A 24,453-nucleotide genomic window follows, 5' to 3' on the forward strand; every position below is an offset into this window, starting at 1 on the left:
AAGGGCAGGTTCTAGTGGTCGTGCATTAAGCGCGAAATTTCCTGCGCGGTTGCCAGTGCCCGACGGCCGTCCTCACCGCTGACCTGCGTCGGTTTGCCGTGCTGAATGCTGTCTAAAAACGCGATTATTTCTACTTTCAATGCATCGTTATTGTCGAACAGGCTCTCTTCACTTTCGATTTCGGGAATGCCGGGGAACATCTCCTTCTCGCCTTTGCTGTACAGTTTCAGGGCACGATTTTGAAAGTCGATGGTGATGCAGGAGTCGGCTTGAAAGATGCGCATCTTGCGCTCGGTTTTAAGGCTTACCCGACTGGCGGTGACATTGGCCACACAGCCGTTTTCAAATTCAATACGGGCGTTGGCAATATCGGTGGAGCCGGTCAGCACACGGGTGCCAGAGGCGGCAATGTGCTTCACTGGCACGCCCACAATATTCTGGATAATGTCGATATCGTGGATCATTAAATCCAGCACCACATTGACGTCATTGGCGCGCGGGTTAAAGGGCGCAAGCCTGTGTGATTCGATAAACTTCGGCTGCCCCAAGCGATCGCCCAGAGCCAATAGCGCGGCGTTAAAGCGCTCCAAATGCCCCACCTGTATCAGCAGACCGCGCGCCTTGGCCAGCGCAATCAACTCGTCGGCCTCGGCCACCGTGACGGTAATGGGCTTTTCAATGAGTACGTGAATGCCGTTTTCCAGGCAGTCTTTGGCGATTTGGTAGTGATACACCGTGGGTGCGGCAATGCTAACCGCATCGACGCGGCCGAACAGGGCGCGGTAGTCGGTGAGCGCCTCGCAGCCGTGTTCGGCGGCAATGACCTTGCCGTTGTCGGGGTTGGCATCTACCACGGCCACCAGGTTGCTGTTGGGCAGACTGGCGTATTTCTGGGCGTGGAATTTTCCCAGGTAGCCAACGCCAATGACGGCGGTATTGAGCTTGTTCATGCGCGCGAGGGCCTCTGTGCGATGCTAGCGTAACAGGGGCGCTATTGTAGCCCAAGGTTTGGGCAAATGCTTGGCGCCGGTGGTATCATCGGCCTCCATTTCGCGACACCTTTTGGTTAAATAATGAGCAAAGCAAAGCTGGAGCCCTTTATCAGCAGCTACTGTGGCACCCTGGGTGCAGGGGTAGACGAAGTTGGGCGCGGTCCACTGGCGGGCGACGTTGTGGCCGCTGCGGTCATTTTGGACCCCTCGGCCCCCATTGAAGGGCTGGCAGACTCTAAAAAATTAACCGAGAAAAAGCGCGAGCAGTTGTTTGTGGAAATTCAATCCAAGGCGCTGGCCTATTGCATCGCCCGGGCTACGGTGGCGGAAATCGATCGCCTGAATATACTGCAGGCCAGCTTGCTGGCTATGGCTCGGGCGGTAGAAGGCCTGACTACACAGCCAGAGCACGTGTGGGTGGATGGCAATAAAATTCCCAAGTGGCGCTACCCGGCCGAGGCCGTGGTTAAGGGCGACAGCCGAGTGGCGGCCATCAGCGCCGCCTCCATCCTGGCTAAGGTGACCCGCGATCGCGAATTGGTGGCCCTGCACGAGGCCTATCCCGATTACGGTTTTGCCGATCACAAGGGCTACCCCACCGCAGTGCATCTGGCCGCGCTGGAAAAATTCGGCGTGACGCCACACCATCGGCAATCCTTCGGGCCGGTTAAAAAGCAACTTGAACAATTGGATTTGTTTTAAGCATGAATGCGTCTTTTGTACACCTGCGCCTGCATACGGAATTTTCCCTGTCCGACTCTGTGGTGCGCATCGGCGGCTTGATTGGCCGCTTGAAAGAGTTGGGCATGCCCGCCTGCGCCATCACCGATCAAACGAATTTTTACGGGCTGATCAAGTTTTACAGCAAGTGTGAAGGCGCGGGCATTAAGCCCATTGTGGGCGCCGATTTTCACCTGGCCGACGAGGAGGGTAACACCACGCTGCTGACGCTGCTGGCTATGAATGGGGCCGGCTACAAAAATATCACGGAACTGATATCCAAGGCCTGGCAGCACGGTCAGCACCACGGCGTGGCTAAAATTCAACGCGCCTGGGTGAGCGAGCACGCCGAGGGCGTCATCGCGCTGTCGGGTGGACGGCTGGGCGATGTGGGCAAAGCACTACTCGGTGGTCGCGCGGCACAGGCGACGGAATTGCTACAGGCTTGGCAGCGGGATTTCCCCAATCGTTTTTACCTGGAGCTAAGCCGCACCGGGCGCGAAAACGAAGAGGATTACCTGCACGCGGCAGTGGCGCTGGCCAGTCAGTTTCAATGTCCGGTGGTGGCCACCAACGACGTGCGCTTTTTGCACAGCGATGAATTTGAAGTGCACGAAGCCCGGGTGTGTATTGGCGAGGGTCGGGCGCTTGACGACCCGCGGCGCGAGCGCCGCTACAGCGAGCAGCAATACCTGCGCACGGCCGAAGAAATGGCCGAGCTTTTTGCCGATATTCCCGAAGCGCTCGCAAACACGGTTGAAATTGCCAAGCGCTGTACGGTGGATATTCAATTGGGCACCTACTTTCTGCCCGATTACCCCATTCCCGAGGATTTTGATCAAGGCGAGATCTTTAACATCTATTCGCGCGAGTTTATGCGCAGCGAAGCGGCCAATGCCATGGCCGAAAAATGGGCCGGCAAAGAGGGTACCCCCGAGTACGACGAGGCCCTGCGGGTTAATTTTTTCTTCCAGAAAATTACTTACGAAGGCCTGGAGTGGCGACTGGTCAGAATTTTGGATAAAAACGATCCAGAGTACGCCAGCAAGCGCCAGCTGTTTGTGGACCGGCTTAAATTTGAGCTGGATATCATCATGCAGATGGGCTTCCCCGGTTATTTTCTAATCGTGATGGACTTTATTCAGTGGGCCAAAGACAACGGCATTCCCGTGGGGCCGGGGCGGGGTTCGGGCGCCGGCTCGCTGGTGGCTTACGCGCAAAAGATTACCGATTTGGACCCGCTCGAATACGATTTGCTGTTCGAGCGATTCCTGAATCCGGAACGGGTGTCCATGCCCGATTTCGACGTCGATTTCTGTATGGAAAATCGCGACAAGGTCATCAGTTACGTGGCCGATAAATACGGGCGCGATGCGGTGAGCCAAATTATCACCTTCGGCACCATGGCCGCGAAAGCGGTGGTGCGCGACGTGGCGCGGGTGCTGGGCAAGAGTTACGGCCTGGCCGACAAGCTGTCTAAAATGATTCCGCCCACGCCCGGCATGACGCTAAAACAAGCACTGGAAGAAGAGCCCATACTGACCGAGTTTTTGGCCGCCGATGCCGAAGCTCAGGAAATCTGGGAGATGGCGGTTAAACTTGAAGGTTTGACTCGCAACGTAGGCAAGCACGCCGGGGGCGTGGTAATCGCACCCACCAAATTGACAGATTTTGCGCCGCTCTATTGCGACGAGGAGGGCGGCGGGCTCGTCACCCAGTTCGATAAAAACGATGTGGAATCGGCCGGCCTGGTGAAGTTTGACTTCCTAGGGCTGCGCACGCTGACGATCATCGACTGGGCGGTGAAAATGATCGACCGCGATCGCCAGCTCACGGGCGAGCCGCCACTCGATATCTCCGCCTTGCCGCTGGACGATGACAAGACCTTTAAGTTGCTAAAGCGCGCCGAAACCACGGCGGTATTCCAGCTTGAATCGCGCGGCATGAAAGATCTGATCAAGCGACTGCAGCCCGACAACCTGGAAGACATGATCGCCCTGGTGGCGCTGTTCCGGCCGGGGCCGCTGCAGTCGGGCATGGTGGATGACTTTATTAACCGTAAGCACGGTCGCGCTAAAGTAGCCTACCCGGATGCCACCTACCAGCACGAATCGCTCAAGCCCATTCTGGAGCCCACTTATGGCGTTATCGTTTACCAGGAACAGGTGATGCAGATCGCCCAGGTGCTGGCTGGCTATACGCTGGGTGGCGCCGATATGTTGCGCCGCGCCATGGGTAAGAAAAAACCAGAGGAGATGGCCAAGCAGCGCTCGACCTTCGAGGAGGGCGCCGCAAGCCAGGGTATAGATCCCGACCTGGCGATGAAAATTTTCGACCTGGTGGAAATGTTTGCCGGCTATGGATTTAACAAATCCCACTCCGCCGCCTACGCGCTGGTGTCCTACCAAACCGCCTGGCTAAAAGCGCACTATCCCGCCCACTTCATGGCCGCCACCATGTCGTCGGACATGGATAAAACCGACAAGGTGGTTACTTTTATCGAAGAATGTCGGGAAATAGGCCTGACCCTGTTGCCGCCGGATGTTAACAGTGGCGAATTCATGTTTAACGTCAACCCCGAGGGCCATATTGTCTACGGCCTGGGCGCCATTAAGGGCCTGGGTGAGGGGCCGGTGGATAACATTATTGCCGCGCGCAATGAGGGCGGGCCCTTTACCAGCCTGTTTGATTTTTGCGCGCGTATCGATCCGCGCAAGGTTAACAAGCGCGCATTGGAAGCCCTGGTTCGATCGGGCGCCTTTGACCGCATTGGCCCGCAACAAAATTTGGATTACGACCGCGCCGTACTTATGGCCGCCATCGGTGAGGCCGTTAAAGCGGCAGAGCAAAGTCACGCCAACGCCAGTGCCGGTATGATGGATTTATTTGGCGAGGTGGTGCCCACCGCCGCATCGGCCAACGGCGACGTTTACAGCGAATTCAGCCAGGTACGCAGCTGGACCATGCGCGAGCGGCTGGACGGCGAGCGCGACACGCTGGGCCTCTACCTCACGGGCCACCCCATCGACGAGTACCACCGCGAGCTCAAGTATCTGGTGTCCAACCGCATTGCCGACCTGAAGCCCGAAAAGTCCAACCAGCGCATTGCCGGCCTGGTGGTGGCCATGCGAGCCATGAAAACCAAGCGCGGCGACACCATGGCCTTTGTGTCCTTGGACGATCGTTCGGGTCGCATCGAAATTGCGCTGTTTTCCGATACCTACAATAACTATCGCGAAAAAGTGGTGAAGGATGCGCTGCTGGTGATCGAAGGGCAGGTGAGTCACGACGACTATTCGGGTCAGCTAAAAATGCGCGCCGAGACGGTCAGCGATTTGGGCGAGGCCCGCGCCAATATGGCCAAGGGTGTACACATGGAGTGGCACCATAATCAAGTGACGGACAAGCACCTGGAACAGCTCACGCGGGTATTGAATCAACACCGCGGCGGCCAGTGCCCGGTGACGGTGGATTTTCGCACCGATGTTGCCCGCGGGCGGGTGCACTTGGGCGACAACTGGCAGGTCACAGCCTCCGAGGCGCTGCTGAGTGAATTGCGCGACCTGTTCGGTACCGAGCGCGTGCGCATGGTGTATTAGCCTTACCGGCCCATGGGCGTGTAGCCGGCCATAATAAAACTGCCATGGTGGCCGATTAGGGTCTAGGTTCAAACAACTGTTTGGCCCCAGTTAGTATTTGAACTGGGGATTTCTGACAAAACAGGGGTGGATTTGGGCCGATTTTGCGGCCTCGAAGGGTGACGTCGCGGTCCCTTTCGCGTATCTTTAGCGACATTTTCAGCCCCGCAAATGGGGGCCTAGTCAGTGGGCGTAAGCCCCGTAACCAAGAATTGGCGAAGATGAACCTGAATTATCTGGATTTTGAACAGCCCATAGCCGTCCTCGAAGCAAAAATCGAGGAATTGCGTCTGGTGGGGTCGGATAACGACCTGAACATCACCGAGGAAATCACCAAGCTGCAGGACAAAAGCAAAAAGTTGACTGCCAGCATCTATTCAGACCTCAGCCCCTGGCAGGTAGTGCAGGTGGCTCGCCATCCGCAGCGTCCCTACAGCTCTGATTACATCAAACGCATTTTCACCGATTGGGATGAATTGCACGGCGACCGCCACTTTGGCGACGACCACGCCATCATCGGCGGGGTTGCACGCCTGGACGGCAAGCCAGTGATGGTGATCGGGGAGGAAAAGGGCCGCTCCGTGCCCGAGAAAGTCATGCGCAATTTCGGCATGCCCAAGCCCGAAGGCTACCGCAAGGCATTGCGCCTGATGGAAATGGCCGAGCGCTTTAAAATGCCGGTGCTCACGCTGATTGATACACCCGGCGCCTATCCGGGTATCGACAGTGAAGAGCGCGGCATCAGTGAGGCCATTGCCCAGAACCTGGCGGTCATGTCGCGCCTGCGCACTCCGATTATCTGCACCGTGATAGGTGAGGGCTCCTCCGGTGGCGCGCTGGCCATCGGCGTGGGCGATCAGCTGAACATGTTGCAATACTCCACCTATTTTGTGATTAGCCCGGAAGGTTGTGCCAATATCATTTGGAAAACCGTTGAAAAAGCGCCCGACGCTGCCAAGGCCATGGGCGTCACCTCGACGGTATTGGAAGAGTTGGGCATTGTGGACGAGACGATTCCCGAGCCGCTGGGCGGCGCGCACCGCAATATCGACCAGATGGCGATGACCCTGCAGGGGAAATTGAGCGAACAGATGGATCGCCTCTGCTCTTTGAGTATCGACGAGCTGATTGAGAAGCGCTACCAGCGCCTGATGAGCTACGGTAACTGAGGCACTTATCCTCTGTACAAAAAAGGCCGCATTTGCGGCCTTTTTTGTGTTTTTTAGGTGTACCTTGATCGGCGCCAGAGAGTGTTAATTAGACCTCTTTCTGTGCACCTTATTTACCGCACATTGTGACGGGTCTATTTTCCTGACGGTCAATTTCGGGGTAGGTGACGCGGCTGACTAATGCCTTAAACCTCTGATTAACACGTCGAAAATTGCCGCTAATCTGGAGGTGATTGGATCTAGGAATATTCCACGTTCACTACTGCACGATACCGATGCCGAGAGACACTATCGCGCCGCCATTCCCCCGCTTTAGTGACCACCCCCTGCCTGCGGGTCAGGGCTCGGCGGCGATCCTTTGGTCGGAAATGTGGTGTCAAAAAAGCGCACCATACAAAATTTTTCTAAATAAAATCCTCTTAATAATCATTTTTTTGTCGAAGGAATTTACATTTTTCGGATGGCTAGGCCGACTGTGAAAGATAAGTTGTTGTAACGCCAGCGTAAATTTCCCTAAGGAACAAATATTGCGTACTGCTAGCGTTCGCGCTTTTACCGTGCTCTATAGGTGTGACTTTTGTAATTCATTAAAGGAATAAATATTATGAACGGCAATTTATTAAAGGCTGTGGCGCTTGGCGGGATTTTGTCTTTTTCGCAATTTTCATTTTCGACGCCACTGGTGTTGGATGGCAGCTGGCATGGTGATGTCTGCGACCCCTGCTCGGCGGGATCATTTTTCGGAACGACTTGGGAGTGGACTTCGACGACTTCCGTCAAATTTGATATTACGGATCATTTCGTTATTGGAGAGTCATTCTCTGTCTATGATTTTGGCGGCCTGATATTTTCAACGGCAGATCTACCCAACTACGATGAACTGGGTGTGGGTGCCTTTGATGCGGGCTACTATACAACCGATCCGGAAGTGGCATTTGCCAGCCCGCTTTGGAGCAGCGGTTCCTTTATTTTTGGGGCAGGCTCGCACTCGATCACCATTGAGTCTTTGGAAGATGTACCGGGTTTTACTGATCACCATGTGCGGGTGCGCGGTACTGAACTGCCCGAGCCAAGTGTGTTGGGACTATTGATATTGGGATTGGCGGGTTTGCTCGCCAGGCGTCGCGCTGCCCTCGCTGCCCGATAGTCTCGCTGCCGAATAGCTGGCGATGTTAACACTCAGTCGGGCTGGCTGTTATTTTCAGCCCGATTGGATTGCCTCTGTCTGTGGCAGACAGTCGCAGTCGCGCAGTGATGTGGTCGCCTGTCTCGTGCAATAACTCCACGGCGCAAGATCCTAGGGACAAAGACCCTAGGGATAGGGCGTAAAGTTTCACAGGCTGTGCCATCGGCCTGCAACTGCGCAGGGTTGATTCTCTTTCAATGGTCCTACTCGGGTGTCGCGGTCGACATCGAGCATTGTTGCTCGATGTCTTTCAGCGCGTTGGGGCGTTTGGCTTGTTCAGCTCGGAGAGCCTCGCGCGCTTCGGGTGTGGCGTGAAAGCGTGCCATGTATTCTTCGTAGGCCAGCACCGCTTCGTAGTAAAAACGCTGATCGCTCAATTGCCGCAAGGCGTTTTGAAAGCAGTCGCATTGGATGGGGGCGTCGCTGTCGCTGGCTTGCTTTTCACATTGGGCCAGGTAGTGCTGCCTTTGCTCGGCAAGCTGACCGCTAGACTGGAGCAATTGAAATTTTTGTTGGTGGTCATCGCGGGCGAAAAAGCCTTCGATGGTTTCGCCATTGTCTGCGGCCGTTGCCGTTAGGACACACAGTACCCAGACAAGCAGCGTAGCGGCGAGTGCGCGGTGATTTATCATGATCTCTTCCCTGATATAAAACGCACAATGCTACGGCGAGTTTAGCTGCCTGACAAGTTGTGCGTGGCCTGGGGCATATTTCTCAATGACCGCTTCTATGGCCCCGGTGCGGTGCAGGTCTTGGTAAACCTGGGAGAGTGCCTCGGCAGACACCGGAGATTTGGGCGATAGGCCGCTGACAATTTCGTAGCCAATGCCCCAACTGGTGACAAGTTGGAAGCGATCGTGCATGCGCTGCTGGCGCAAAAAGTATTCAATGAGAATGTTGGAGTCTAGCAGTGCATCGATGCGGCCCTTGGCAAGGCGTTTAAAATTGGCTTCGATGGTTTTTGCATCGTCGCGCAACACCTGACTGAGGTAGGGCTCGTCCGACAAACCACGGTAGTGATAACCAAGTATGGTGCCAATGCGCTTGCCGATAAGGTCATCGAGTGAATGCACCGGAAAGGTGTGCGTTTTGCGCTGCACCAGCAAATCGTATTCCGTCATGATTGGACTGGTCCACTCGAGTGCTTGGGGGTTCGAAATCCAGCTGGGGTGGGCCAGTAGCATGACGTGAGCTTTGCCTTCGGCTAAATACAGCTCCATCCGGCGTCGGGGCACGCGCGTAAAGGTGACTGGCCGCGCGAGCTGCTGCTCTATTAGCTGTGCCAGGTCCCAGTAAACGCCCCCCACCACCTGATTCTTGTCTAAAAAAATATAGGGTTCTGTCACATAGGCCCCATATACGATTATTAAGGGCGACTTGGCGGGCGCCTTTGAATCGCCTGCCTGGGTGGCCAGGGGTAACAAAGCGCCCAAGATTAGAGGGAGTAGACGATACAACGCGCGCATAGGGCATCCTGAGGTGCAAGCTGCAGGGGCAGCTCAGCGTTTGGGCTGCCGGATTACCTCAGTATAGTCAATGCTGTGTGACAGCCGTCAGGCGGGGCTTTTCACGCAAACGGTGCCCGCGCGGTTGTCGAAGCGTTTTTCCAAGTAGGCGATGATGTCTTTAGAATCAAACAGCCATTCGACGCGGCCGTCTTGCTCTATGCGCAGGCAGGGCGCCTGCAGTTTACCGGTAGCCTTTGCCAGCTCTTCCCGGTAGGGCGAGCCCTCGCTAATGCTGCGCGTTTGCATGGGCAGGTTGAGGCGGCGCAGGGCGCGTCGGGTTTTAATGCAGAACGGGCAGGCGTAGAACTGGTAGAGCGCCATGTGTGCCAGTTGAGCATTCACTTTAGCTTGCTCTGGCTTTGAGCGCTTCAGGGGGCTGGGGCGGGTGAGGAAATCGACCAGGATGATAATGCGGCCTAAGCCTTCGCGCAGGAGTTTCAATAGCAATCGCATGGGTTTTCCGGTGCCTTGGGGTAAAATGCTGCGCATTATAGGGGAAAGGGGCGCGTTTTTTAACGGTTTTGGCGCTGTTTACGCCAATATCTACGGTTAGCTCGCCGGGTCCCTCAATGCAATCGCTAGGAGTATTACCATGGCAAAGGCCTGTGCACGCCACATTTTGGTCAAAACCAAGGCGCAAGCTGAAAGCTTAAAGCAGCAATTAATCAAGGGCGCGGACTTTGGCACCCTCGCAAAGCGACATTCTCTGTGCCCCTCCGGTAAAAAGGGCGGTGATCTGGGCGAGTTTCGGCCCGGACAAATGGTGAAAGCCTTCGACCAGGTGGTGTTTAAAAAACCGGTGCTGCAGGTGCACGGTCCCATTAAAACCCAATTCGGCTACCACTTAATTGAAACCATCTATCGGGACGACTGAATGGTCCTGCCCAATGTGCCTGTTCGCGCGCCAATAATCGTCAATAGGGTTTAACAGTACAGACACACCGACGAGCGCAGTCCGCGCTATCTAGGCACAATTACCTGTGACAGTTTGCAAGCGAGTCTGTGGTAGGTATTTAACTGGAGGATGCTAGCAGCCCAACGCGCGTCGGGCTGCAGAATGGGCTTTACACGTCGAGAAAACTTTTGGAATGCTTTTTGGCAATCTTAGCGGCCTTTTTTTCCTTAGGCGACAACAGGGCTTTCTTCTTGGTGTTTTTACTGCTTTTTAACTCTTTACTCATATTCGACTCCTGGGGGCTTGGCCCGTAAACGGAAGACGTAGGGGCGGGTTCACGATCGGCGCACAATGGCGCGCGGCGACGTAAACCACGCACTGAACTTAGGCCTTTGTGTGCCGCTTGTCTATGGGTTTGCCAAGTATTTTTTCAGGGGGCGGCGAGGTGGCGCTCCCGTCACGGTGCGCCCGCTCTGTTGAGCGGGCGCCGGATGGAGTTGAATGGGTGGCCGCTGTTTAAAAACTGCCGGCGGGGCCAGGAAAAACCACGGGGCTTTCGGTGCCGTCCTGGGCCACGCTGGCCACACCAAAAAAGTAGTTGTCGATTACGATGTTGCGTAGCGTAAATTGGTTGACCCTGCCCACAAAGCGGCTGTGGCGCCACTGGGCATCTGTGGTCAGGCGCCAATACACCCGATAACCGGCCAGGGTTTTAGCCTCGGCGCCACTGGCCTCATCCCAGCGCAGCTGGGTGTCGGCACTGACCTGGCCGCTGATCGCCACATTGGCCGGCGGTGCCGGTGCCCAGGCCATAGACGCCAAGGTAACGGCATTCAGGTTGGTAAGCTTGGCGGCATAGGGAAAGTTGACGCCCGCCAGCGTGTCGCCGTACGCGATGCCCTTTTCAGTGCGCAAGTCCTGGTGTTGGCGATTGTAGTTTTCCCAGGCCTCCATGATGCGCACTCCCGGAACTCCCGCCTCGTTAAAGGGTCGGTGATGGCCGCCGCGCCCAAAGCGATCCAGGCGGTAAATCATCATGACATCGAGGTTGGGCACATATTGCTCGCCCACTTTTTCAATGTAGCGCGCCAGATTGCGCGAGGCCGAGTCAACCTCGCCGCCGGTGTAGCGGCGCAGCCGAGCTTCTTCCGGCGATTCGACGGCGCGGGTGCCCTCGGAGAAGACGCGCACCGTGCGATTGTCCACCACGCCATTGATACCCTCGATATTGCCAATCATATCGTTATTGAGAACGGCCTGAATGCGCCACTGCTGTTGCTTGGCGTAGCGGGCTAGAATTTCGCCACCGTAGAGCCCTTGTTCCTCGCCCGACAGGGCGGCGTAGACCACCGTGCCGTTGAAGCGGTAGCCACTTAGCAGGCGCGCCGCTTCCAGTACGCCGGCCACTCCCGAGGCGTTGTCGTTGGCGCCGGGTGAATCGCTGTGGGCATCCATGACATCGCTCACGCGCGAGTCTATATCGCCGGCCATTAACACGACCCGCTGAGGGTCTGTGGCGCCGCGCTGTAGGGCGATGACATTGACCACTTCCGTGGGTTGGGGGATGCGTTTTCCGGACACAGTCTCTGCCACCGTGATGACTTCCAGACAGCCGCCGCAAGCCTCACTGATACGGTTAAACTCGGCCTCGATCCAGCGCCGGCTGGCGCCAATGCCGCGCGTGTCCGACTGGATGTCAGATAGCGTATGACGCGTGCCAAAACTTACCAGCTTGGCGATATCGGCCTCTATACGCGCAGCACTGGCGGCCGAGCCAATGGCATAAAGGGCGGCCTTTTCGGCTGGCGGCGCGACCCATTCCGCGCGAATGGAGGCGCAGCAGCCAATGAAGACCAAGCCGACGAAAATTCGATTCATGGGGTAGCTCCTGTACTCGTGGTGTGCGGGGCAAGCGCGCAGTAGTACTCAAGGAGACGAGTCAACGGTGCAAAACCCCCGTCGACTGACACGTGTGGCCGGTGGGCGCTACTGCGTTAGCTGGGTGCCGCAGAAGGGGCAAAATTCAATTTCAATGGAGCTGAGATTGAGCACTTCGTCTTCGCGGCTGGCGTCGCCATTGGCGACATCCTCCGGTGTTGCCAGCCACAGGCTAAACAGCTCCCAGTGTTTCTGCGCTTTACCGGCAATTTTTTTTACCCGATAAATTTTCAGGTGGTGGGGATGAATATTGTTGGTGCACATGTGCCCCTGACCCAGCTCGGATTGGCTTTCGCGCTCCAGGTCCTGTTTAGTAAAACCGCTCATAGTGGTCGCTCTAACTAATTGTAATGGGTGGCGGATTAAAGGCGGGCAAACAGCAGGTTGCTGCCCTGGTGCTCGCAAATCATGTATTGGCGCAGGGGCGCGCACTGGGTCAGCTGTAGTCCGCTTGTATCGGCCTGTTGTTCAGACACCGCCAGCGTGCGTTTATCGCGCTTCAAATAGTGAAATAACTGCTCAAAACGCGCGGCAAAATCCAGCCCCTGGGCATGGTAATCGTAAAACAGGTAACTGAAATTACCAAAGGTGGTTGTGATTCCGCCCAGGCCAATACTGCGCATTTTATCGAGATAATCGGCGTAGGCGTCGTACAAGTAGCGCCGCACGGCCGACTCGTCGTGGATGTCACCGGTATACGCCGGCAGTGTGAGCCGGTTTTCAGCGCTCAGCGCATTGGCAGCCAGGCGACGGTTGTGCAGATTGGTTTGCAACTGGTAGCGAGCCTCGCCGCACACTAAAAGGTTTGCCGTGTGGCTGCAATCTAAACTGTGCGGGGGCGAATGTGGGGCGGCGTGCGTCGATGGCGACGCAGTGGTTGCTCGCTGTGGGGCGGCCTTTGGCGGGGTAGGCGCAATGACCACAGCGCGAGGCCTGGTCGCCGGCTCACCCTGGGGTTTGCGCAGGCTAATACCCAGCTTTTCTGCAGGTCGCTTCAATAGCAACCATTGGGTTTGCAGCGGATTATTTTTAAACTGATAGAGCGGTGGCAGGGCGTCGCCAGCGTCCTTTGCGCGAACTTCGCAGTACACCTGCTGATAGTAATCACTGGCCATGGCCAGGCATTGAGACAAGGGCATGCTGGCGGCACCGAGTGAGTAGGTGCCAACCAAAAGGCCCAGCAGCGCGCGATTAATTGGCAACGGCATAAGCAGCAGGGGCTCTCTGTGTCTGGCGCTCTAGCCACCAGGCCATCGCGGGTGCGCTCAGGTAAACCGCTAGGGCACCCAATAAAATACCCGATGTGCTGTGTGGCATGGCCGATTGGTAGTTCACCACCGTGGCGGTCAGCAGCAGACACACCAGGGCGGCATACCAACGACGGCAGTGGGCGGGGCTAGCCCAGACGCAGTAGCCGCCGGCCGCGGCGATCAGCGCGAGCTCCAGCGCCATGGCCGCCGCTGTGTTATTCCAGAGCGCCAGGCCAACTTTGACATTGCCCCACACTAAAAGGTCCGGCCGGTGGACCAGAAAATCCAGTAGCCAGTGCGATGCCACTACGGCGCCTAATACCCAGGCGGCGTGTCGGGCGCGCAGTGCCAGCCAACAGAAAGCCACGGCGCCGGCCGACCACAGGCAGGTAGCCAAGACGCTGTGGGAATAGGGTTGATGCTCGAGCACCAGGGGGTTGGTGGGCAAACTGAAATTCAGCGAAAAGTATTCGATATTGAGCCAAGCCAGGCCCACCCACAAAAAGTCTACAAACTGGGCGGCGATAAATAATTGCCAGATTGGCAGTTGCGGTTTGACGGCCTTGGCGACCAAGGCGGCGCTGTAGTGACCTATTAGCATCGGACGTCCTTGTGAGCGGAAAGTGAAACCTCTCGACTATACCACACAGCGCCTCAGGTTTTACCCCGCGGCGCGTTGGTCGCCGGCGGAGGTGGGCGGTGGATCGAGTTCCGGATCGGGGGCCGCCATCTGGTCGGCAGGGTGCAATTGCGCGTTGGCGCGCCGCTCGCCCAGTTCGGCCACCAACATGGCCGCGAGAATTGCCGCGGCACCGGCCCAACCCAGAGCGTCCAAGCGCTCGCCCAGCCACAGTGCGCCCGCGAGGTGTGCAAAGACGGGTTCCAGCGCGAATACCAGGGCTACCTGATGCGCCTCCAGGGTTTGTTGGCAACTGGTTTGAACCCAAAACCCAAAGGCGGTGGACAGCAGCGCCATCCACACAAAGGCGCCAATAATGTCCGCGCTAAGCAGTGCCCGCCAGTGATCTGCAGAAAGCGAAAAGACGGTTTGGCCTGGGCTGTTATCAAAGGCGTAGGAAGCGGCCAGGCTGTAGGCCGAGACGGCAAACATCTGCACCAGGCTCAAACTGACCACCGGCAGTTTGCGGGCAAAGTGACCGGTGAGCACTATGTGGGTGGCAAAGGCCAAAGCGCCCAGCAATACCAGCGCATCGCCTTTGTTGGGGGTGGCAGAGGCGCCACCGGTCAGCGCGTATAGGCCGAGCGTTGCCAGCACCACCGCCAGCCAAACCGCCTTGCCTATGCGCTGCTTAAACAGCAACCAGGCCAGCAATGGCACCAGCGGCACACACATGCCGGTAATAAAGCCTGCATTGGATACGCTGGTATAACGCAGGCCCTCTGTTTGCGTGTAAAAGGCCACATAGAGCACCAATCCCAAACTCAAACCGCCTTTCAGCAGACTGCCGAGCGAACAGGGGCGGGCCTGGTGTCGCAGGGTCCACCACAGGGGCACCAGGCTTAAGCCCGCCAGTGCAAAGCGCAGCGCGTTAAGCGATTGGGTTGTGAAGGTGCCCAGGGCATGTTCTGTGACCACAAAGCCAACGCCCCAAATGGCGCACACCAGAACCAATAACGACAGGGCTACAGGTTTGGTCTGGATGTTCATTGCGATTACTCTCGTTGTCAGTCGATGCCGGCGTAAGGGCGACAGCGGTCACGGTGTTTGGGCCGTCGCCGCAAATGGGCAGTCCCTCTGACGGATAGCGGCCCCAAGTCCCCAACTAAGGCGCGAATTATTTGCTGCACGCGCGCTGGTTAGGGGCAGCAGGGCAGTTTACACTGGGCGGCTAAACTACTGACGGGCCGGCCTGAATGTCTCAAAAATTGTGTGTGGATCAGGCGGGATTACTGCTGAACTATGTGGCGGGGGCACTGCCTGAATGGTCGCGCAATACGCTAAAACAGCGTCTAAAATCCGGGTGTATTCACGTTAACGGCAACCGGGTTAAACGCCACGATCTCCCCTTGCAGCCCGGCGACCAGATCGAGATACACGCGGCACCGGTGTCGCAGGCTGTGCAGCAACAGCGCCTGCGCACTCAACAGCTGGAAGTGCTATACGCAGACGAGCAGCTGATTGCTATCAACAAGCCGGCTGGTCTGTTGTCGGTGGCTAGCCAAGATGACAACACCCACCATGCCCTGGCGCTGCTGCGCCACCAACTGGGCCGTGCGCAGGCACCGGTCAAATTGTGGCCCGTGCACCGGTTAGACAGGGATACTTCGGGCGTGCTCTTGTTTGCCACCAGCCGCGCACTGCGCGAAACAGTCATGGCCCACTGGGACCAAACCACCAAGCAGTATTTGGCGCTGGTGCAGGGGCGGCCCTCGCCGAGTGCCGGCACCATCGATCAGCCCCTGCGTATGGATGCGGTAAAATACCAGATGCACGTGGGGGCCCATCCACAGGCCAAATCGGCATTGACGCACTACGAAACCCTGCGTGCCGTCGGCAATTGCACGCTCCTGTCCGTGCGTATAGAAACCGGCCGTCAACACCAGATTCGCGCCCATTTGGCTTGGCTCGGCCATCCGGTGGTGGGCGATGAACGCTATGGCCGCGCCGACCGGCCCTTTTGTTTGCACGCCCAGAGCCTGACCCTGATTCACCCTGTCACCCGTCGACGCCTGCATATCTGCGCGCCTGAACCCAGCGTATTTCGCCAAAATACCTAGCGCTACCGGTCGCGCCGCCGCGCGCCTGAGCCAAGTGCCTAGGGTGCCGCGACAGGCAGATCGCGCCCTGCGTCTACGCTAAAGCCCCACAAATTATCTGCCTTCACTGGGCCTGCCAGCCGGCAATCTGAGCGCCGGCAGCTACACTTAGGCTTGCCCCAAGTTTGCGGTATTGGGGGTGATCAGTGGCAGGGGGCTGGATGTTAAAAACCGAAAAAGTAGATGTACACGATTTGAAAATCGGCATGTTTGTGTCGCAGCTGGATCGCCCCTGGTTGGAAACGCCGTTTTTGTTGCAGGGCTTTTTAATAGAGTCCCTCCAGGATATCGAGGCTATCAGCCGTATTTGTTCCTATGTGTACGTGGATCGAAATTATCGCCCCAGTCGCGATGAACCCGTGCGCAAGTTGATGCTGCGCGCAGAAAAGGCCTCGGTGCAGGCACTGTTTCCCGAGCATAACCTGCAGCCCTATCACGATAAACACAGTTGGAATTTGGAGTTGCCCAAAGCCAAGGCGGCCTTGGAAACACTCGGCGAGTGCGTAAAAAGCATATTGACTTCGCGCGATAAAATTGTGCTGGACATGCCTAAAATCAAGAAGGCCGTAGAGCCCATGATTGAAAGCATCACCCGCAATCCAGATGCTTGTTTATGGCTGGGTAAAATGCGTAGCGTTGACGACTACAGCTTTAATCACTCTTTGGGGTGCGCCATCTGGAGCGTTGCATTGGGGCGTCAGTTGGGGCTGCCCAAACCCGACTTGCGCTCGCTGGGCATTGGCGGGCTGCTATTTGACGTCGGAAAACTCAAAATTGATCGCGCCTTGCTCACCGCCGAGCGCCCTCTAACCGGGGCTGAATTTGAACAGGTCAAAGAGCACGTAAAGCTGGGTGTGCAGGCACTCAGAAAAAGTGGAGTTATTAACAAAGATGTGCTGGAAATGGTGGCCTACCATCACGAGCGCTACGATGGTTCTGGCTACCCTTTCCGCTTAGTGGGCGAAAAAATCCCGGTGTTTGCCCGTATTGCCGCCATTGCCGATAGCTACGATGCTATGACCAGTAACCGGGCTTACGCAAAGGCCCTGCCACCCGCCAAGGCGATAAAGCGCTTGTACGAAAAAAAAGGTTCCGAATTCCAGGCGGAATTGGTTGAAGAGTTTATTCAGGCGGTGGGTATTTACCCCGCGGGCTCCTTGGTGGAGCTAACCTCTGGCGAAGTGGCTGTGGTGCTGGCGGAGTATCGCGCGCGCCGTTTGCGGCCGCAGGTCATGGTCATTTTAGATGCTAACAAGGCGCCGCTGATCGAGGTGAAAATTCGCGATCTGATGAAAGAAACTCGCAATCCCGATGGGAGTCCGCTGGAAATTTTGGGCAGCCTTGAGCCCGATGCCTACGGCATTAGTCTGGCTTCTATCGCGCTGTAGTTGCATGGATACTTCAGATCGATCCGCCCCCATCATTCAGCGCGAAGATTTTCTTCGCAGCGTAAATCGCTGGTTGGCGCAGGAAACGGCGCATACCGGCCTGCTGCTGATTGATCTCGCCAACCTGGCCCAGATCAATGAGCACTTCAGCTATGCGGCAGGCGATAGCGTTTTGCACGTTTGGCAGGCACGCTTGCTGGCTATTCGAAAACTGCCCGATACGCTGTATCGCATAGGCAGTCACCAGTTTGCATTTATTTTACCCGCCATGTTGAGCCCTGCACTGCTGATGATGGCTGCCAATAAAGTCACGCGGGTTCTACAAGAAGAAGTGCGACTTCAAACCTGGCGTTTGGAACCCGAAGTATTTGTGGGTGTGGCCTACGGGATGGGCGGCGTGGTAGATGCCTACGGATTGCTAAAGCGCGCAGAGGCCTCCCTCGGCAGTGCCAGGGCCGGCCGCCCGCAAACCTTGGGTGTCGATTCCGCCGAGGACGTTGCGCACCAGCAACACCACCTGGAGCGCGATTTTAGAGCGGCGCTCATGGCCAATGCGTTGACGCTCTACTATCAGCCCAAGCTTAATTTAAAAACGGGTAAGGTCGATCAAGCGGAAGCCCTGTTGCGATGGCAGCGGCCGGGTCACGGATTTGTGGCGCCCGACCAGTTGGTGGCGTTGGCGACGCGGCTCGGCGAAGGATACAATCTGACCAAATGGGTGGTGCACACGGCAGTACGCCAGGCGAAAACTTGGCTGCCACGGTTGAATTTGGCGGTTTCGGTAAATGTTCAAGCCGATTTGCTTGCCGGCCCGGAAATTTGCCATCTGGTGCAGGATGCACTGGCCATTTGGGGTTTGGCAAGTGACAGATTGCTTCTTGAGATTACCGAGTCCGCAGTCATCGAGGATAAAAAATCAGGATTAGAAACACTGCTGCGATTGAAAAACAGCGGTATCTCGCTGTCCATTGATGACTTTGGTACCGGCTACTCATCGCTATCCTATTTTAAAGAGATTCCCGCCAACGAACTAAAAATTGATATGTCGTTTGTCAGAGACATGTTGAACAATCCGCAGGACCAACATATCGTAAAAATTATTATTGAAATAGCGCACCTGTTTAAGCTACAGGTTGTCGCCGAGGGTGTAGAAGATCAAGCCACCCTTGCACATTTGAAAACGCTGGGCTGCGATTATGCCCAAGGTTACTTCATAGCACGCCCGCTGCCCGCCGAAGAGTTTGAGCAGTGGCTGGAGGGGTATCAGCTTAGCCACCTGCAATAAATGCCGGGTGGGTTTGCGAATAGGAATCTCTTTCCCAGTGCGGTTATTCGCCTTACTATGGCGATCACAGCGCAAACGAAAATAATAAAGGATCATTATGCAACGAGATGATGTCGTCATCATTGGCGGTGGCCACAATGGGTTGGTGTGTGCTTGCTACTTGGCGAGTGCCGGTAAGCGGGTGAGGGTGCTGGAGCGCCGATCTATAACCGGAGGCGCGGCGGTTACCGAAGAGTTTTATCCCGGATTTCGAAATTCCACTGCCAGCTATACTGTAAGTTTGCTGAATCCGAAAATAATTAAAGACCTGAATTTACAGGCCCATGGGCTGGAGGTTCGCTTGCGCCCCCAGTCCAATTTCTTTCCATTGCCCAACGGCGACAGCCTTTCGTTTATGTCAGACTTCGAGGCAACGCGTGCTGAGGTGGCGCGCCACTCCGCGCGCGATGCTCGCGTTTTGGCTGACTTCTACCGGATGTTGGAAACCCAGGCCGCACTATTGCGCTCCGAGCTGCTCAGTACGCCCCCCAATGTCGGGGGTGGTCTTTCGGACTTGTTACATGTAGGCAAGTTTGCCATGGGCTTGCGGGCACTGTCGCTACCCGAGCGGCGCGATGCATTGGATATGTTCACCAAAAGTGCGCGCGATGTATTGGATGCCTGGTTTGAAAGCGACGTGGTAAAAGCGGCGTTTGCCTTTGACAGTATCGTGGGCGCCTATGGCGCGCCCAGTACGCCCGGTTCCGCCTATGTCTTGCTGCACCACGTATTTGGCGAGGCCAATGGAGTGCCCGGCGCTTGGGGGCATGCTGTTGGCGGCATGGGGGCCATTACCCAAGCTATGCACAAAGAGGCCTTGGCGCGCGGCGTATGTATCGAAACCGACGCCGCGGTGGCGGAGGTTACGGTGCAGGCCGGACAGGCCACCGGTGTACGCCTGGTGGACGGGCGCCATTTCGAAGCCGCGCAGGTGGTTTCCAATGTCGGGCCTAAATTGTTGTTTGAAACGCTGGTGGCACCCGAGCATTTGTCGGACGAATTTCGCCGCAGGGTGCGCGGTTTTAAAGTGGGTTCAGGCACCTTCCGGATGAATGTGGCCCTATCGGAGTTGCCGGATTTTTTGGCCCGTCCGGGCACACAGTGTCAGCCGCACCACCAGTCGGGCATTATTATCGGGCCGTCGATGCAGTATTTGGAGCAGGCGTATCTCGATGCTCGTCAACAGGGTTGGGCCGAGCGTCCTGTGATTGAGATGTTGATTCCCTCCACCGTGGACGACACCCTGGCTCCGGCAGGGCAACACGTTGCCAGCCTTTTTTGCCAACAATTTTCTCCCCAATTACCCGATGGCAGCAGCTGGGATGATCACCGCGAATCGGTGGCCGATTTGATTATCGAGACAGTCAATGACTATGCCCCCAATTTCAAACGCGCAGTGTTAGCGCGGCAGGTACACTCACCGCTGGATTTAGAGCGTAAATTCGGGCTGGTGGGCGGCGATATTTTTCACGGCGCCTTAACCTTGGACCAGCTGTGGTGTAACCGGCCATTTCTGGGTTACGCCGATTACAGTACGCCGCTGAAGAATCTATTTATATGTGGCGCGGGTACGCATCCGGGCGGTGGCGTGACGGGCTTGCCGGGCTTTAACGCCGCTCGCGAGATTTTAAAGGCGCATTAATTGTCAGATACAACCTTGTCGACCGATCAGAGTTAAGCGAGTACAGCAATGGGAACTATCGAAATTTCAGTTTGGTCCGATATCGCCTGCCCCTGGTGTTTCGTGGGTAAACAGCGCCTGGAGCAGGCGCTCGCGCAATTTGCACGGGACGCCGAAGCCCCCGACGTTACGGTGAGTTGGCGGGCCTTTGAGTTAGACCCGCGCCCAAGATCGCCGGATCACACACCCTACGCTGAGCGGTTGGCAAAGAAGTACAACCGCTCGCTACAGGAGGCCAGGCAAATGATTACCACAATGTCCGACAACATTCGCGCCGAGGGCGGGCACGCCGACTTTGATCGCATCGTCGTGGCGAATACCTTTAATGCGCACCGATTGATTCAATGGGCGGGCAGCACCGATGCGGCAGGCCAAACCCAGGCTGCGCAACACGCACTCACGGACGCGATGATGCGTGGTTATTTAGGCCAGGGTTTAAACCTGGCCGAGCCAGACGCGCTTTTACAACCGGTGGCGCAATTGGCCTTGGATGTGGGCGCCGCGCGTGCGGTGTTGGATTTAGATGCTTTTGCCGATGCGGTACGCAACGATGAGGCGTTGGCTCAACAGTATGGCATTCAAGGCGTGCCCTTTTTTGTCATTGGCCAATACGGCCTTTCCGGTGCACAGGCCAGCAGTACGCTACTAGAGGTGCTAGAGCGCGTGCGCACAGAGGCGCGGGGTTAATTCGTCAGTGTGGATGCCGGACCGCCGACAAGTGTTCCAGAGTTTGCGCGTTTAAATTCAGCGGCATGCACCGGTTTGCCGCTGCATGGCGACCTGCGTTGCACGCCCTAGCTACCCTCGAATCCTTGCTGGCGGAAGCATTGGGCGCCCTGCATTCCGCCCCAGCCCCTATGGTGACTTGGCTCTTCCTGGTGGACTCTGAGGCATGGCGCGCCCATTAATGGCCTGACTCAGCGCCTCGAGCTGTACGCCACTGACGCCGCCCCAACATTAAATGAACCCTTGGCGTCGCTGAGCCGTCTATAGCGATATAAGCCAACACCTACCGCAAAGTGACCTAGCCTTCACCGGGAAGTTTGAAATGGCAAAGGCGCAGGTAATGCGCGGAACGCGACAGGCGCAATAGATTCAGGGAAATAACACTGTGAACAGTGCAGACATGGCGTTGCTGGTTATGGCGGCTAGGCAGGGAAATCGTCTCGCCTTTGCCAAATTGTACGAATATCTCACACCGGCGCTATTGCGGTTCGGGTACCGAATGTGTGAGCAGCGCGAAATCGCCCAGGACGCCGTGCAAGATGCCTGGTTGGCAATGGCTTCTGCACTAAGACGTTTACGCGAACCGGGCGCCTTTCGCGTGTGGATGTATCGGCAGGTACGCTGGCATATTTTAGATAGCCTAAGGCGACAAGGGCGCAACGTGCCTCTCATCGATCAGGCGCAGGCGGACGATTGCCTGCATCTGTTAGACGAGCGCCGCGACATGGTACGGGCATTGAACCGTTTACCGCAGAATGAACGTCAGATAATTCAGCTGTTTTACTTGGATGAGTTAAGTGTTTCGGAAATTGCCCTGGTGTTGGGAATTCCCAAGGGTACCGTCAAATCCCGCCTGCATCGCGCTCGCGGATTATTGCAGCAAAAATTTGAGTGTTAGAGGTGTGAAGGATGAAAATAGATGAGCGTATCAAAGAGGCCCTCGATGGTGAGTCGGCTGAAATAGACGCAATCTTGCAGCAGCGAGATGGCATGAAAGATATGGTATTAGGGGCATTTAGTGCGGGCTTGGGGCGTTGGGTGATTCTGTTAAATGTGGTGACGCTAATTGTGACGGGGCTAATGTTTTGGACCGGTTTTCGGTTTTTTACCGCGACCCTGACCGACGACCGGCTTTATTGGGGTGTGTGCGTTCTGCTGGCGGCCATGGTTCAAATTGCCTGTAAACAATGGGTGATGCAGGAGATGAATCGCGGCTCTCTGTTACGGGAAATAAAGCGCTTGGAAGGCGCCGTGCTGCGCTTAACGGCAAAACTCGAAGGCTAGCGCTAGCGATGAGTCCGCGCCCCCAGGCTATCAGGGGGCTGAGTTGCAGGTGGGATAACCATCCAGAAAAATAGCTTCTTGCAGGGGCTTGCGTTTTTCCCAACGCAGGCGCTCCAGCTCGGGCGTTTCGTAAAAGGTTTTTACGTAGCCTAAACATAAATAGGCTACCAGCTTATTTTCCACTGGAGCATTTAAAATTCGCTTAACCTCCTCGGGACATAGGATACTTACCCAACCCATGCCGATATTCAGGCTTCTCGCCATGAGCCACATATTTTGAACCGCGCAAACAACACTGTATTCCCCCATCTCCGGCATTGTGTGTTGCCCCAATACGGGCATGGCAGAAGGCTTATAGAAGACGGCTATGTTTAGGGGTGCTTCTAATATTCCCTCGAGCTTTTGCGCGCAATACTGCTGCTGCTTTGCGTTGGTGAACTGTATTTTTCCCGACTGATTGGCTTTCTCAAAACTTTCTCTTACCTGTGTTTTGGTGGCTAGGTCTCGCACAATCACGAACTCCCAGGGCTGCGAAAAGCCGACAGACGGCGCCAGGGTGGCGGCCTCCAGAATTTGTTGAATGGCCTGCGCGGGTAGCGGGTCTGGTCGAAAGTTATTGCCGCGCACATCGCGCCGCATGCGCATGATCTCGGCGAGACTATCCCGATCTGTAGCGTTAAAATTGATGTTATCCATATGAGGGTACCAAGCTGTTGCTGATGACGTCGTCCATCTTTAAAGCGCCTGACAACGATTGTCGAGGTAGTTGCTAACCTTGTCCCAGAATGCGTCTTCGGAGTGTAGCGCTGCCGCTAATTGATTTTTCACTGTCTGCTCGGGAATCCACTGGGCGAGCTGTTCTTCGGCGAAACGCTGATCACCGCTAGCCAAAAAGCGGTCGTACATGGCTTCGAGTTGATTGACCGAATGCAGGCATTGGGCGTCCGGCTCAGATTGGCGCAATCTGGCTATTTCGGTAGCAGTCCGCCCGCACTCTTGATTGAACTGTTCGACATAAGCAGAAAAAAGAGATTCCGATTGTGCGGCCGCTTTGCGCATTGCCGCGCGCATGGCGGTGTCTTCAATCACGGTCAAGAAATTCTCGTTTAATGGTTTTCCCTCTGAAACCAGGTGCTCTGCCTCGTAGAGTTGCGCCATTTTAGCGTCGCAGTTTGCATCCTCCCATGCGGCTTGGTGACGCGCCATATCGGCGCGCTCGGATGCGGACTCGTCCATGTTCGCAACTTCGTCCAAACTGTGATTCATGCAGGACTGAAACATGTTGGCCTCTACGGTATCGCCAGGAATTCCGGCATAGGCCTGATTGATGCCCATGGAAAAAAGTGCGTACCTGAGACTGTCTTTGGCGGTGTCGTGGAGCGACACGAGTTCTTCTATATCGCTTTTTGGAAAAACGCCGTCAGTGCGGTAGTAGTTGTAGTAACTTGAAAATGTTTGCCCGTTTACCGCTGTTATGTGGCAGAGTGTTTTTTTCTGTTGCGTTTCGTCGGTGAGAAACTTCAGACGCGCCAGTGTGTCTGGTTCTGTATCGGAATAAGAAAATTGTGCAGCCTGGATGAATAGGAGGGCGGTGACCAGTCGAGCGAAGGGCATGGAAACTTCCTTGTGGTTGAAATGGGTGGCGGCGGCTATTGTAGCGCGAGTTTTATCAGAAAATTGAATGCAATTCACAGGCGTAGGCTCCTGTCGGGGCGCGCAGGCCAATGGCTAACTAACTGGTACCATGGTTTTGTCTCGGTCGTTTTGCCGACCGGTAGAGCAGGGTATGTCCTTCGCTGTATTGTTCATTTGACTAGAAGCACGCCGACCTTGTCGTGCCACTTATTGGTGCATGGATAGGGCGTGATGTGTGTTAATCGACAGCGGCGGAGCCGTGTAAATTTAATTAATTTTATCGCCGATAATTAAGTGGTTTTAAGAGGGGTTAAGCGGCGGTTAAGTCGCATTTTGGAAAT

23 protein-coding genes are annotated in these 24,453 nt (G+C 56.0%); 12 read left to right on the top strand and 11 right to left on the bottom strand.

Annotated features, from left to right (window positions below; genetic code table 11):
- Nucleotides 1-11: 11 nt before the first annotated feature.
- A complete protein-coding gene (locus ACW8F6_RS06760; RefSeq protein ID WP_491575096.1) occupies nucleotides 12-950 on the bottom strand; it encodes a Gfo/Idh/MocA family protein in 939 nt (312 codons plus the stop codon).
- Nucleotides 951-1,073: 123 nt separating this feature from the next.
- On the opposite strand from ACW8F6_RS06760, the gene rnhB reads away from it, so the two are divergent.
- The 4 genes from rnhB to ACW8F6_RS06780 all read left to right on the top strand — a co-directional run bounded on the left by rnhB (nucleotide 1,074) and on the right by ACW8F6_RS06780 (nucleotide 7,666).
- Nucleotides 1,074-1,694 (top strand): ribonuclease HII, encoded by a 621-nt coding sequence (rnhB, locus tag ACW8F6_RS06765; protein WP_491575097.1) that lies wholly within the window; start codon nucleotides 1,074-1,076, stop codon nucleotides 1,692-1,694.
- A 2-nt stretch (nucleotides 1,695-1,696) separates the two neighbouring features.
- Nucleotides 1,697-5,311, top strand: a complete 3,615-nt coding sequence (dnaE, locus tag ACW8F6_RS06770; protein ID WP_491575098.1) for a DNA polymerase III subunit alpha — start codon at nucleotides 1,697-1,699, stop codon at nucleotides 5,309-5,311.
- Nucleotides 5,312-5,571: 260 nt separating this feature from the next.
- Nucleotides 5,572-6,519 carry an acetyl-CoA carboxylase carboxyltransferase subunit alpha gene (locus ACW8F6_RS06775; protein ID WP_491575099.1) on the top strand — a complete coding sequence of 316 codons (948 nt, stop codon included), beginning with the start codon at nucleotides 5,572-5,574 and terminating at the stop codon, nucleotides 6,517-6,519.
- A 604-nt stretch (nucleotides 6,520-7,123) separates the two neighbouring features.
- Nucleotides 7,124-7,666, top strand: a complete 543-nt coding sequence (locus ACW8F6_RS06780) for a PEP-CTERM sorting domain-containing protein (protein WP_491575100.1) — start codon at nucleotides 7,124-7,126, stop codon at nucleotides 7,664-7,666.
- 242 nt (nucleotides 7,667-7,908) lie between these two features.
- Here ACW8F6_RS06780 and ACW8F6_RS06785 read toward each other — a convergent pair whose 3' ends face one another.
- The 3 genes from ACW8F6_RS06785 to ACW8F6_RS06795 form a co-directional block, all read right to left on the bottom strand.
- Nucleotides 7,909-8,337 carry a hypothetical protein gene (locus ACW8F6_RS06785; protein ID WP_491575101.1) on the bottom strand — a complete coding sequence of 143 codons (429 nt, stop codon included), beginning with the start codon at nucleotides 8,335-8,337 and terminating at the stop codon, nucleotides 7,909-7,911.
- Between the two features lie 30 nt (nucleotides 8,338-8,367).
- Nucleotides 8,368-9,171 carry a substrate-binding periplasmic protein gene (locus tag ACW8F6_RS06790; protein WP_491575102.1) on the bottom strand — a complete coding sequence of 268 codons (804 nt, stop codon included), beginning with the start codon at nucleotides 9,169-9,171 and terminating at the stop codon, nucleotides 8,368-8,370.
- An 87-nt stretch (nucleotides 9,172-9,258) separates the two neighbouring features.
- Nucleotides 9,259-9,666, bottom strand: coding sequence for a glutathione S-transferase N-terminal domain-containing protein (locus tag ACW8F6_RS06795; protein WP_491575103.1), 408 nt, complete (start codon nucleotides 9,664-9,666; stop codon nucleotides 9,259-9,261).
- Between the two features lie 139 nt (nucleotides 9,667-9,805).
- Here ACW8F6_RS06795 and ppiC point away from each other — a divergent pair, with 139 nt between their 5' ends.
- Complete coding sequence (gene ppiC, locus ACW8F6_RS06800; protein WP_491575104.1) at nucleotides 9,806-10,087, top strand: peptidylprolyl isomerase PpiC; 282 nt, start codon at nucleotides 9,806-9,808, stop codon at nucleotides 10,085-10,087.
- A 537-nt stretch (nucleotides 10,088-10,624) separates the two neighbouring features.
- Here ppiC and ACW8F6_RS06805 read toward each other — a convergent pair.
- From ACW8F6_RS06805 to ACW8F6_RS06825, 5 genes are all read right to left on the bottom strand, one after another.
- The gene (locus tag ACW8F6_RS06805) at nucleotides 10,625-11,986 is read right to left on the bottom strand and encodes a M28 family peptidase (RefSeq protein WP_491575105.1); all 1,362 of its coding nucleotides are present in this window, start codon (nucleotides 11,984-11,986) and stop codon (nucleotides 10,625-10,627) included.
- A gap of 108 nt (nucleotides 11,987-12,094) precedes the next feature.
- On the bottom strand, nucleotides 12,095-12,373 hold the full coding sequence (locus ACW8F6_RS06810; RefSeq protein ID WP_491575106.1) for a hypothetical protein: 279 nt from the start codon (nucleotides 12,371-12,373) through the stop codon (nucleotides 12,095-12,097).
- Nucleotides 12,374-12,408: 35 nt separating this feature from the next.
- Entirely contained in the window at nucleotides 12,409-13,254 is an 846-nt protein-coding gene (locus ACW8F6_RS06815) for a hypothetical protein (RefSeq protein ID WP_491575107.1), read from the bottom strand.
- Entirely contained in the window at nucleotides 13,238-13,897 is a 660-nt protein-coding gene (locus ACW8F6_RS06820) for a hypothetical protein (RefSeq protein ID WP_491575108.1), read from the bottom strand. Before ACW8F6_RS06820 ends, ACW8F6_RS06815 begins: the two co-directional genes overlap by 17 nt.
- 60 nt (nucleotides 13,898-13,957) lie before the next feature.
- Nucleotides 13,958-14,965: a DMT family transporter gene (locus tag ACW8F6_RS06825; RefSeq protein ID WP_491575109.1), complete on the bottom strand. Its 1,008-nt coding sequence runs from the start codon at nucleotides 14,963-14,965 to the stop codon at nucleotides 13,958-13,960.
- Between the two features lie 206 nt (nucleotides 14,966-15,171).
- Here ACW8F6_RS06825 and ACW8F6_RS06830 point away from each other — a divergent pair, with 206 nt between their 5' ends.
- The 7 genes from ACW8F6_RS06830 (at nucleotide 15,172) to ACW8F6_RS06860 (ending at nucleotide 22,477) form a co-directional block, all read left to right on the top strand.
- On the top strand, nucleotides 15,172-16,035 hold the full coding sequence (locus tag ACW8F6_RS06830) for an RluA family pseudouridine synthase (protein WP_491575110.1): 864 nt from the start codon (nucleotides 15,172-15,174) through the stop codon (nucleotides 16,033-16,035).
- Nucleotides 16,036-16,235: 200 nt separating this feature from the next.
- Nucleotides 16,236-17,462, top strand: coding sequence for a cyclic di-GMP phosphodiesterase (locus ACW8F6_RS06835; RefSeq protein ID WP_491575111.1), 1,227 nt, complete (start codon nucleotides 16,236-16,238; stop codon nucleotides 17,460-17,462).
- A gap of 4 nt (nucleotides 17,463-17,466) precedes the next feature.
- Nucleotides 17,467-18,747: a putative bifunctional diguanylate cyclase/phosphodiesterase gene (locus ACW8F6_RS06840; protein ID WP_491575112.1), complete on the top strand. Its 1,281-nt coding sequence runs from the start codon at nucleotides 17,467-17,469 to the stop codon at nucleotides 18,745-18,747.
- Between the two features lie 97 nt (nucleotides 18,748-18,844).
- Nucleotides 18,845-20,428 (top strand): phytoene desaturase family protein, encoded by a 1,584-nt coding sequence (locus ACW8F6_RS06845; RefSeq protein WP_491575113.1) that lies wholly within the window; start codon nucleotides 18,845-18,847, stop codon nucleotides 20,426-20,428.
- Between the two features lie 48 nt (nucleotides 20,429-20,476).
- Nucleotides 20,477-21,154, top strand: a complete 678-nt coding sequence (locus ACW8F6_RS06850) for a DsbA family oxidoreductase (RefSeq protein WP_491575114.1) — start codon at nucleotides 20,477-20,479, stop codon at nucleotides 21,152-21,154.
- A 424-nt stretch (nucleotides 21,155-21,578) separates the two neighbouring features.
- On the top strand, nucleotides 21,579-22,091 hold the full coding sequence (locus ACW8F6_RS06855; protein ID WP_491575115.1) for an RNA polymerase sigma factor: 513 nt from the start codon (nucleotides 21,579-21,581) through the stop codon (nucleotides 22,089-22,091).
- Between the two features lie 11 nt (nucleotides 22,092-22,102).
- Nucleotides 22,103-22,477, top strand: a complete 375-nt coding sequence (locus ACW8F6_RS06860; protein ID WP_491575116.1) for a DUF6768 family protein — start codon at nucleotides 22,103-22,105, stop codon at nucleotides 22,475-22,477.
- A 30-nt stretch (nucleotides 22,478-22,507) separates the two neighbouring features.
- Here the strand turns inward: ACW8F6_RS06860 and bluB are convergent, their stop codons facing one another.
- Both bluB and ACW8F6_RS06870 read right to left on the bottom strand, forming a co-directional pair.
- Nucleotides 22,508-23,173 carry a 5,6-dimethylbenzimidazole synthase gene (gene bluB, locus ACW8F6_RS06865; protein ID WP_491575117.1) on the bottom strand — a complete coding sequence of 222 codons (666 nt, stop codon included), beginning with the start codon at nucleotides 23,171-23,173 and terminating at the stop codon, nucleotides 22,508-22,510.
- A 39-nt stretch (nucleotides 23,174-23,212) separates the two neighbouring features.
- Entirely contained in the window at nucleotides 23,213-24,091 is an 879-nt protein-coding gene (locus ACW8F6_RS06870; protein ID WP_491575118.1) for a hypothetical protein, read from the bottom strand.
- Between the last annotated feature and the right edge of the window lie 362 nt (nucleotides 24,092-24,453).

Source organism: Simiduia sp., from assembly GCF_058345725.1.

Excerpts from the sequence above, each read along its gene's own strand:
- ACW8F6_RS06760 (WP_491575096.1), bottom strand. The coding sequence starts at position 950 with ATGAACAAGCTCAATACCGCCGTCATTGGCGTTGGCTACCTGGGAAAA.
- rnhB (WP_491575097.1), top strand. The coding sequence starts at position 1,074 with ATGAGCAAAGCAAAGCTGGAGCCCTTTATCAGCAGCTACTGTGGCACC.
- dnaE (WP_491575098.1), top strand. The coding sequence starts at position 1,697 with ATGAATGCGTCTTTTGTACACCTGCGCCTGCATACGGAATTTTCCCTG.
- ACW8F6_RS06775 (WP_491575099.1), top strand. The coding sequence starts at position 5,572 with ATGAACCTGAATTATCTGGATTTTGAACAGCCCATAGCCGTCCTCGAA.
- ACW8F6_RS06780 (WP_491575100.1), top strand. The coding sequence starts at position 7,124 with ATGAACGGCAATTTATTAAAGGCTGTGGCGCTTGGCGGGATTTTGTCT.
- ACW8F6_RS06785 (WP_491575101.1), bottom strand. The coding sequence starts at position 8,337 with ATGATAAATCACCGCGCACTCGCCGCTACGCTGCTTGTCTGGGTACTG.
- ACW8F6_RS06790 (WP_491575102.1), bottom strand. The coding sequence starts at position 9,171 with ATGCGCGCGTTGTATCGTCTACTCCCTCTAATCTTGGGCGCTTTGTTA.
- ACW8F6_RS06795 (WP_491575103.1), bottom strand. The coding sequence starts at position 9,666 with ATGCGATTGCTATTGAAACTCCTGCGCGAAGGCTTAGGCCGCATTATC.
- ppiC (WP_491575104.1), top strand. The coding sequence starts at position 9,806 with ATGGCAAAGGCCTGTGCACGCCACATTTTGGTCAAAACCAAGGCGCAA.
- ACW8F6_RS06805 (WP_491575105.1), bottom strand. The coding sequence starts at position 11,986 with ATGAATCGAATTTTCGTCGGCTTGGTCTTCATTGGCTGCTGCGCCTCC.
- ACW8F6_RS06810 (WP_491575106.1), bottom strand. The coding sequence starts at position 12,373 with ATGAGCGGTTTTACTAAACAGGACCTGGAGCGCGAAAGCCAATCCGAG.
- ACW8F6_RS06815 (WP_491575107.1), bottom strand. The coding sequence starts at position 13,254 with ATGCCGTTGCCAATTAATCGCGCGCTGCTGGGCCTTTTGGTTGGCACC.
- ACW8F6_RS06820 (WP_491575108.1), bottom strand. The coding sequence starts at position 13,897 with ATGCTAATAGGTCACTACAGCGCCGCCTTGGTCGCCAAGGCCGTCAAA.
- ACW8F6_RS06825 (WP_491575109.1), bottom strand. The coding sequence starts at position 14,965 with ATGAACATCCAGACCAAACCTGTAGCCCTGTCGTTATTGGTTCTGGTG.
- ACW8F6_RS06830 (WP_491575110.1), top strand. The coding sequence starts at position 15,172 with ATGTCTCAAAAATTGTGTGTGGATCAGGCGGGATTACTGCTGAACTAT.
- ACW8F6_RS06835 (WP_491575111.1), top strand. The coding sequence starts at position 16,236 with ATGTTAAAAACCGAAAAAGTAGATGTACACGATTTGAAAATCGGCATG.
- ACW8F6_RS06840 (WP_491575112.1), top strand. The coding sequence starts at position 17,467 with ATGGATACTTCAGATCGATCCGCCCCCATCATTCAGCGCGAAGATTTT.
- ACW8F6_RS06845 (WP_491575113.1), top strand. The coding sequence starts at position 18,845 with ATGCAACGAGATGATGTCGTCATCATTGGCGGTGGCCACAATGGGTTG.
- ACW8F6_RS06850 (WP_491575114.1), top strand. The coding sequence starts at position 20,477 with ATGGGAACTATCGAAATTTCAGTTTGGTCCGATATCGCCTGCCCCTGG.
- ACW8F6_RS06860 (WP_491575116.1), top strand. The coding sequence starts at position 22,103 with ATGAAAATAGATGAGCGTATCAAAGAGGCCCTCGATGGTGAGTCGGCT.
- bluB (WP_491575117.1), bottom strand. The coding sequence starts at position 23,173 with ATGGATAACATCAATTTTAACGCTACAGATCGGGATAGTCTCGCCGAG.
- ACW8F6_RS06870 (WP_491575118.1), bottom strand. The coding sequence starts at position 24,091 with ATGCCCTTCGCTCGACTGGTCACCGCCCTCCTATTCATCCAGGCTGCA.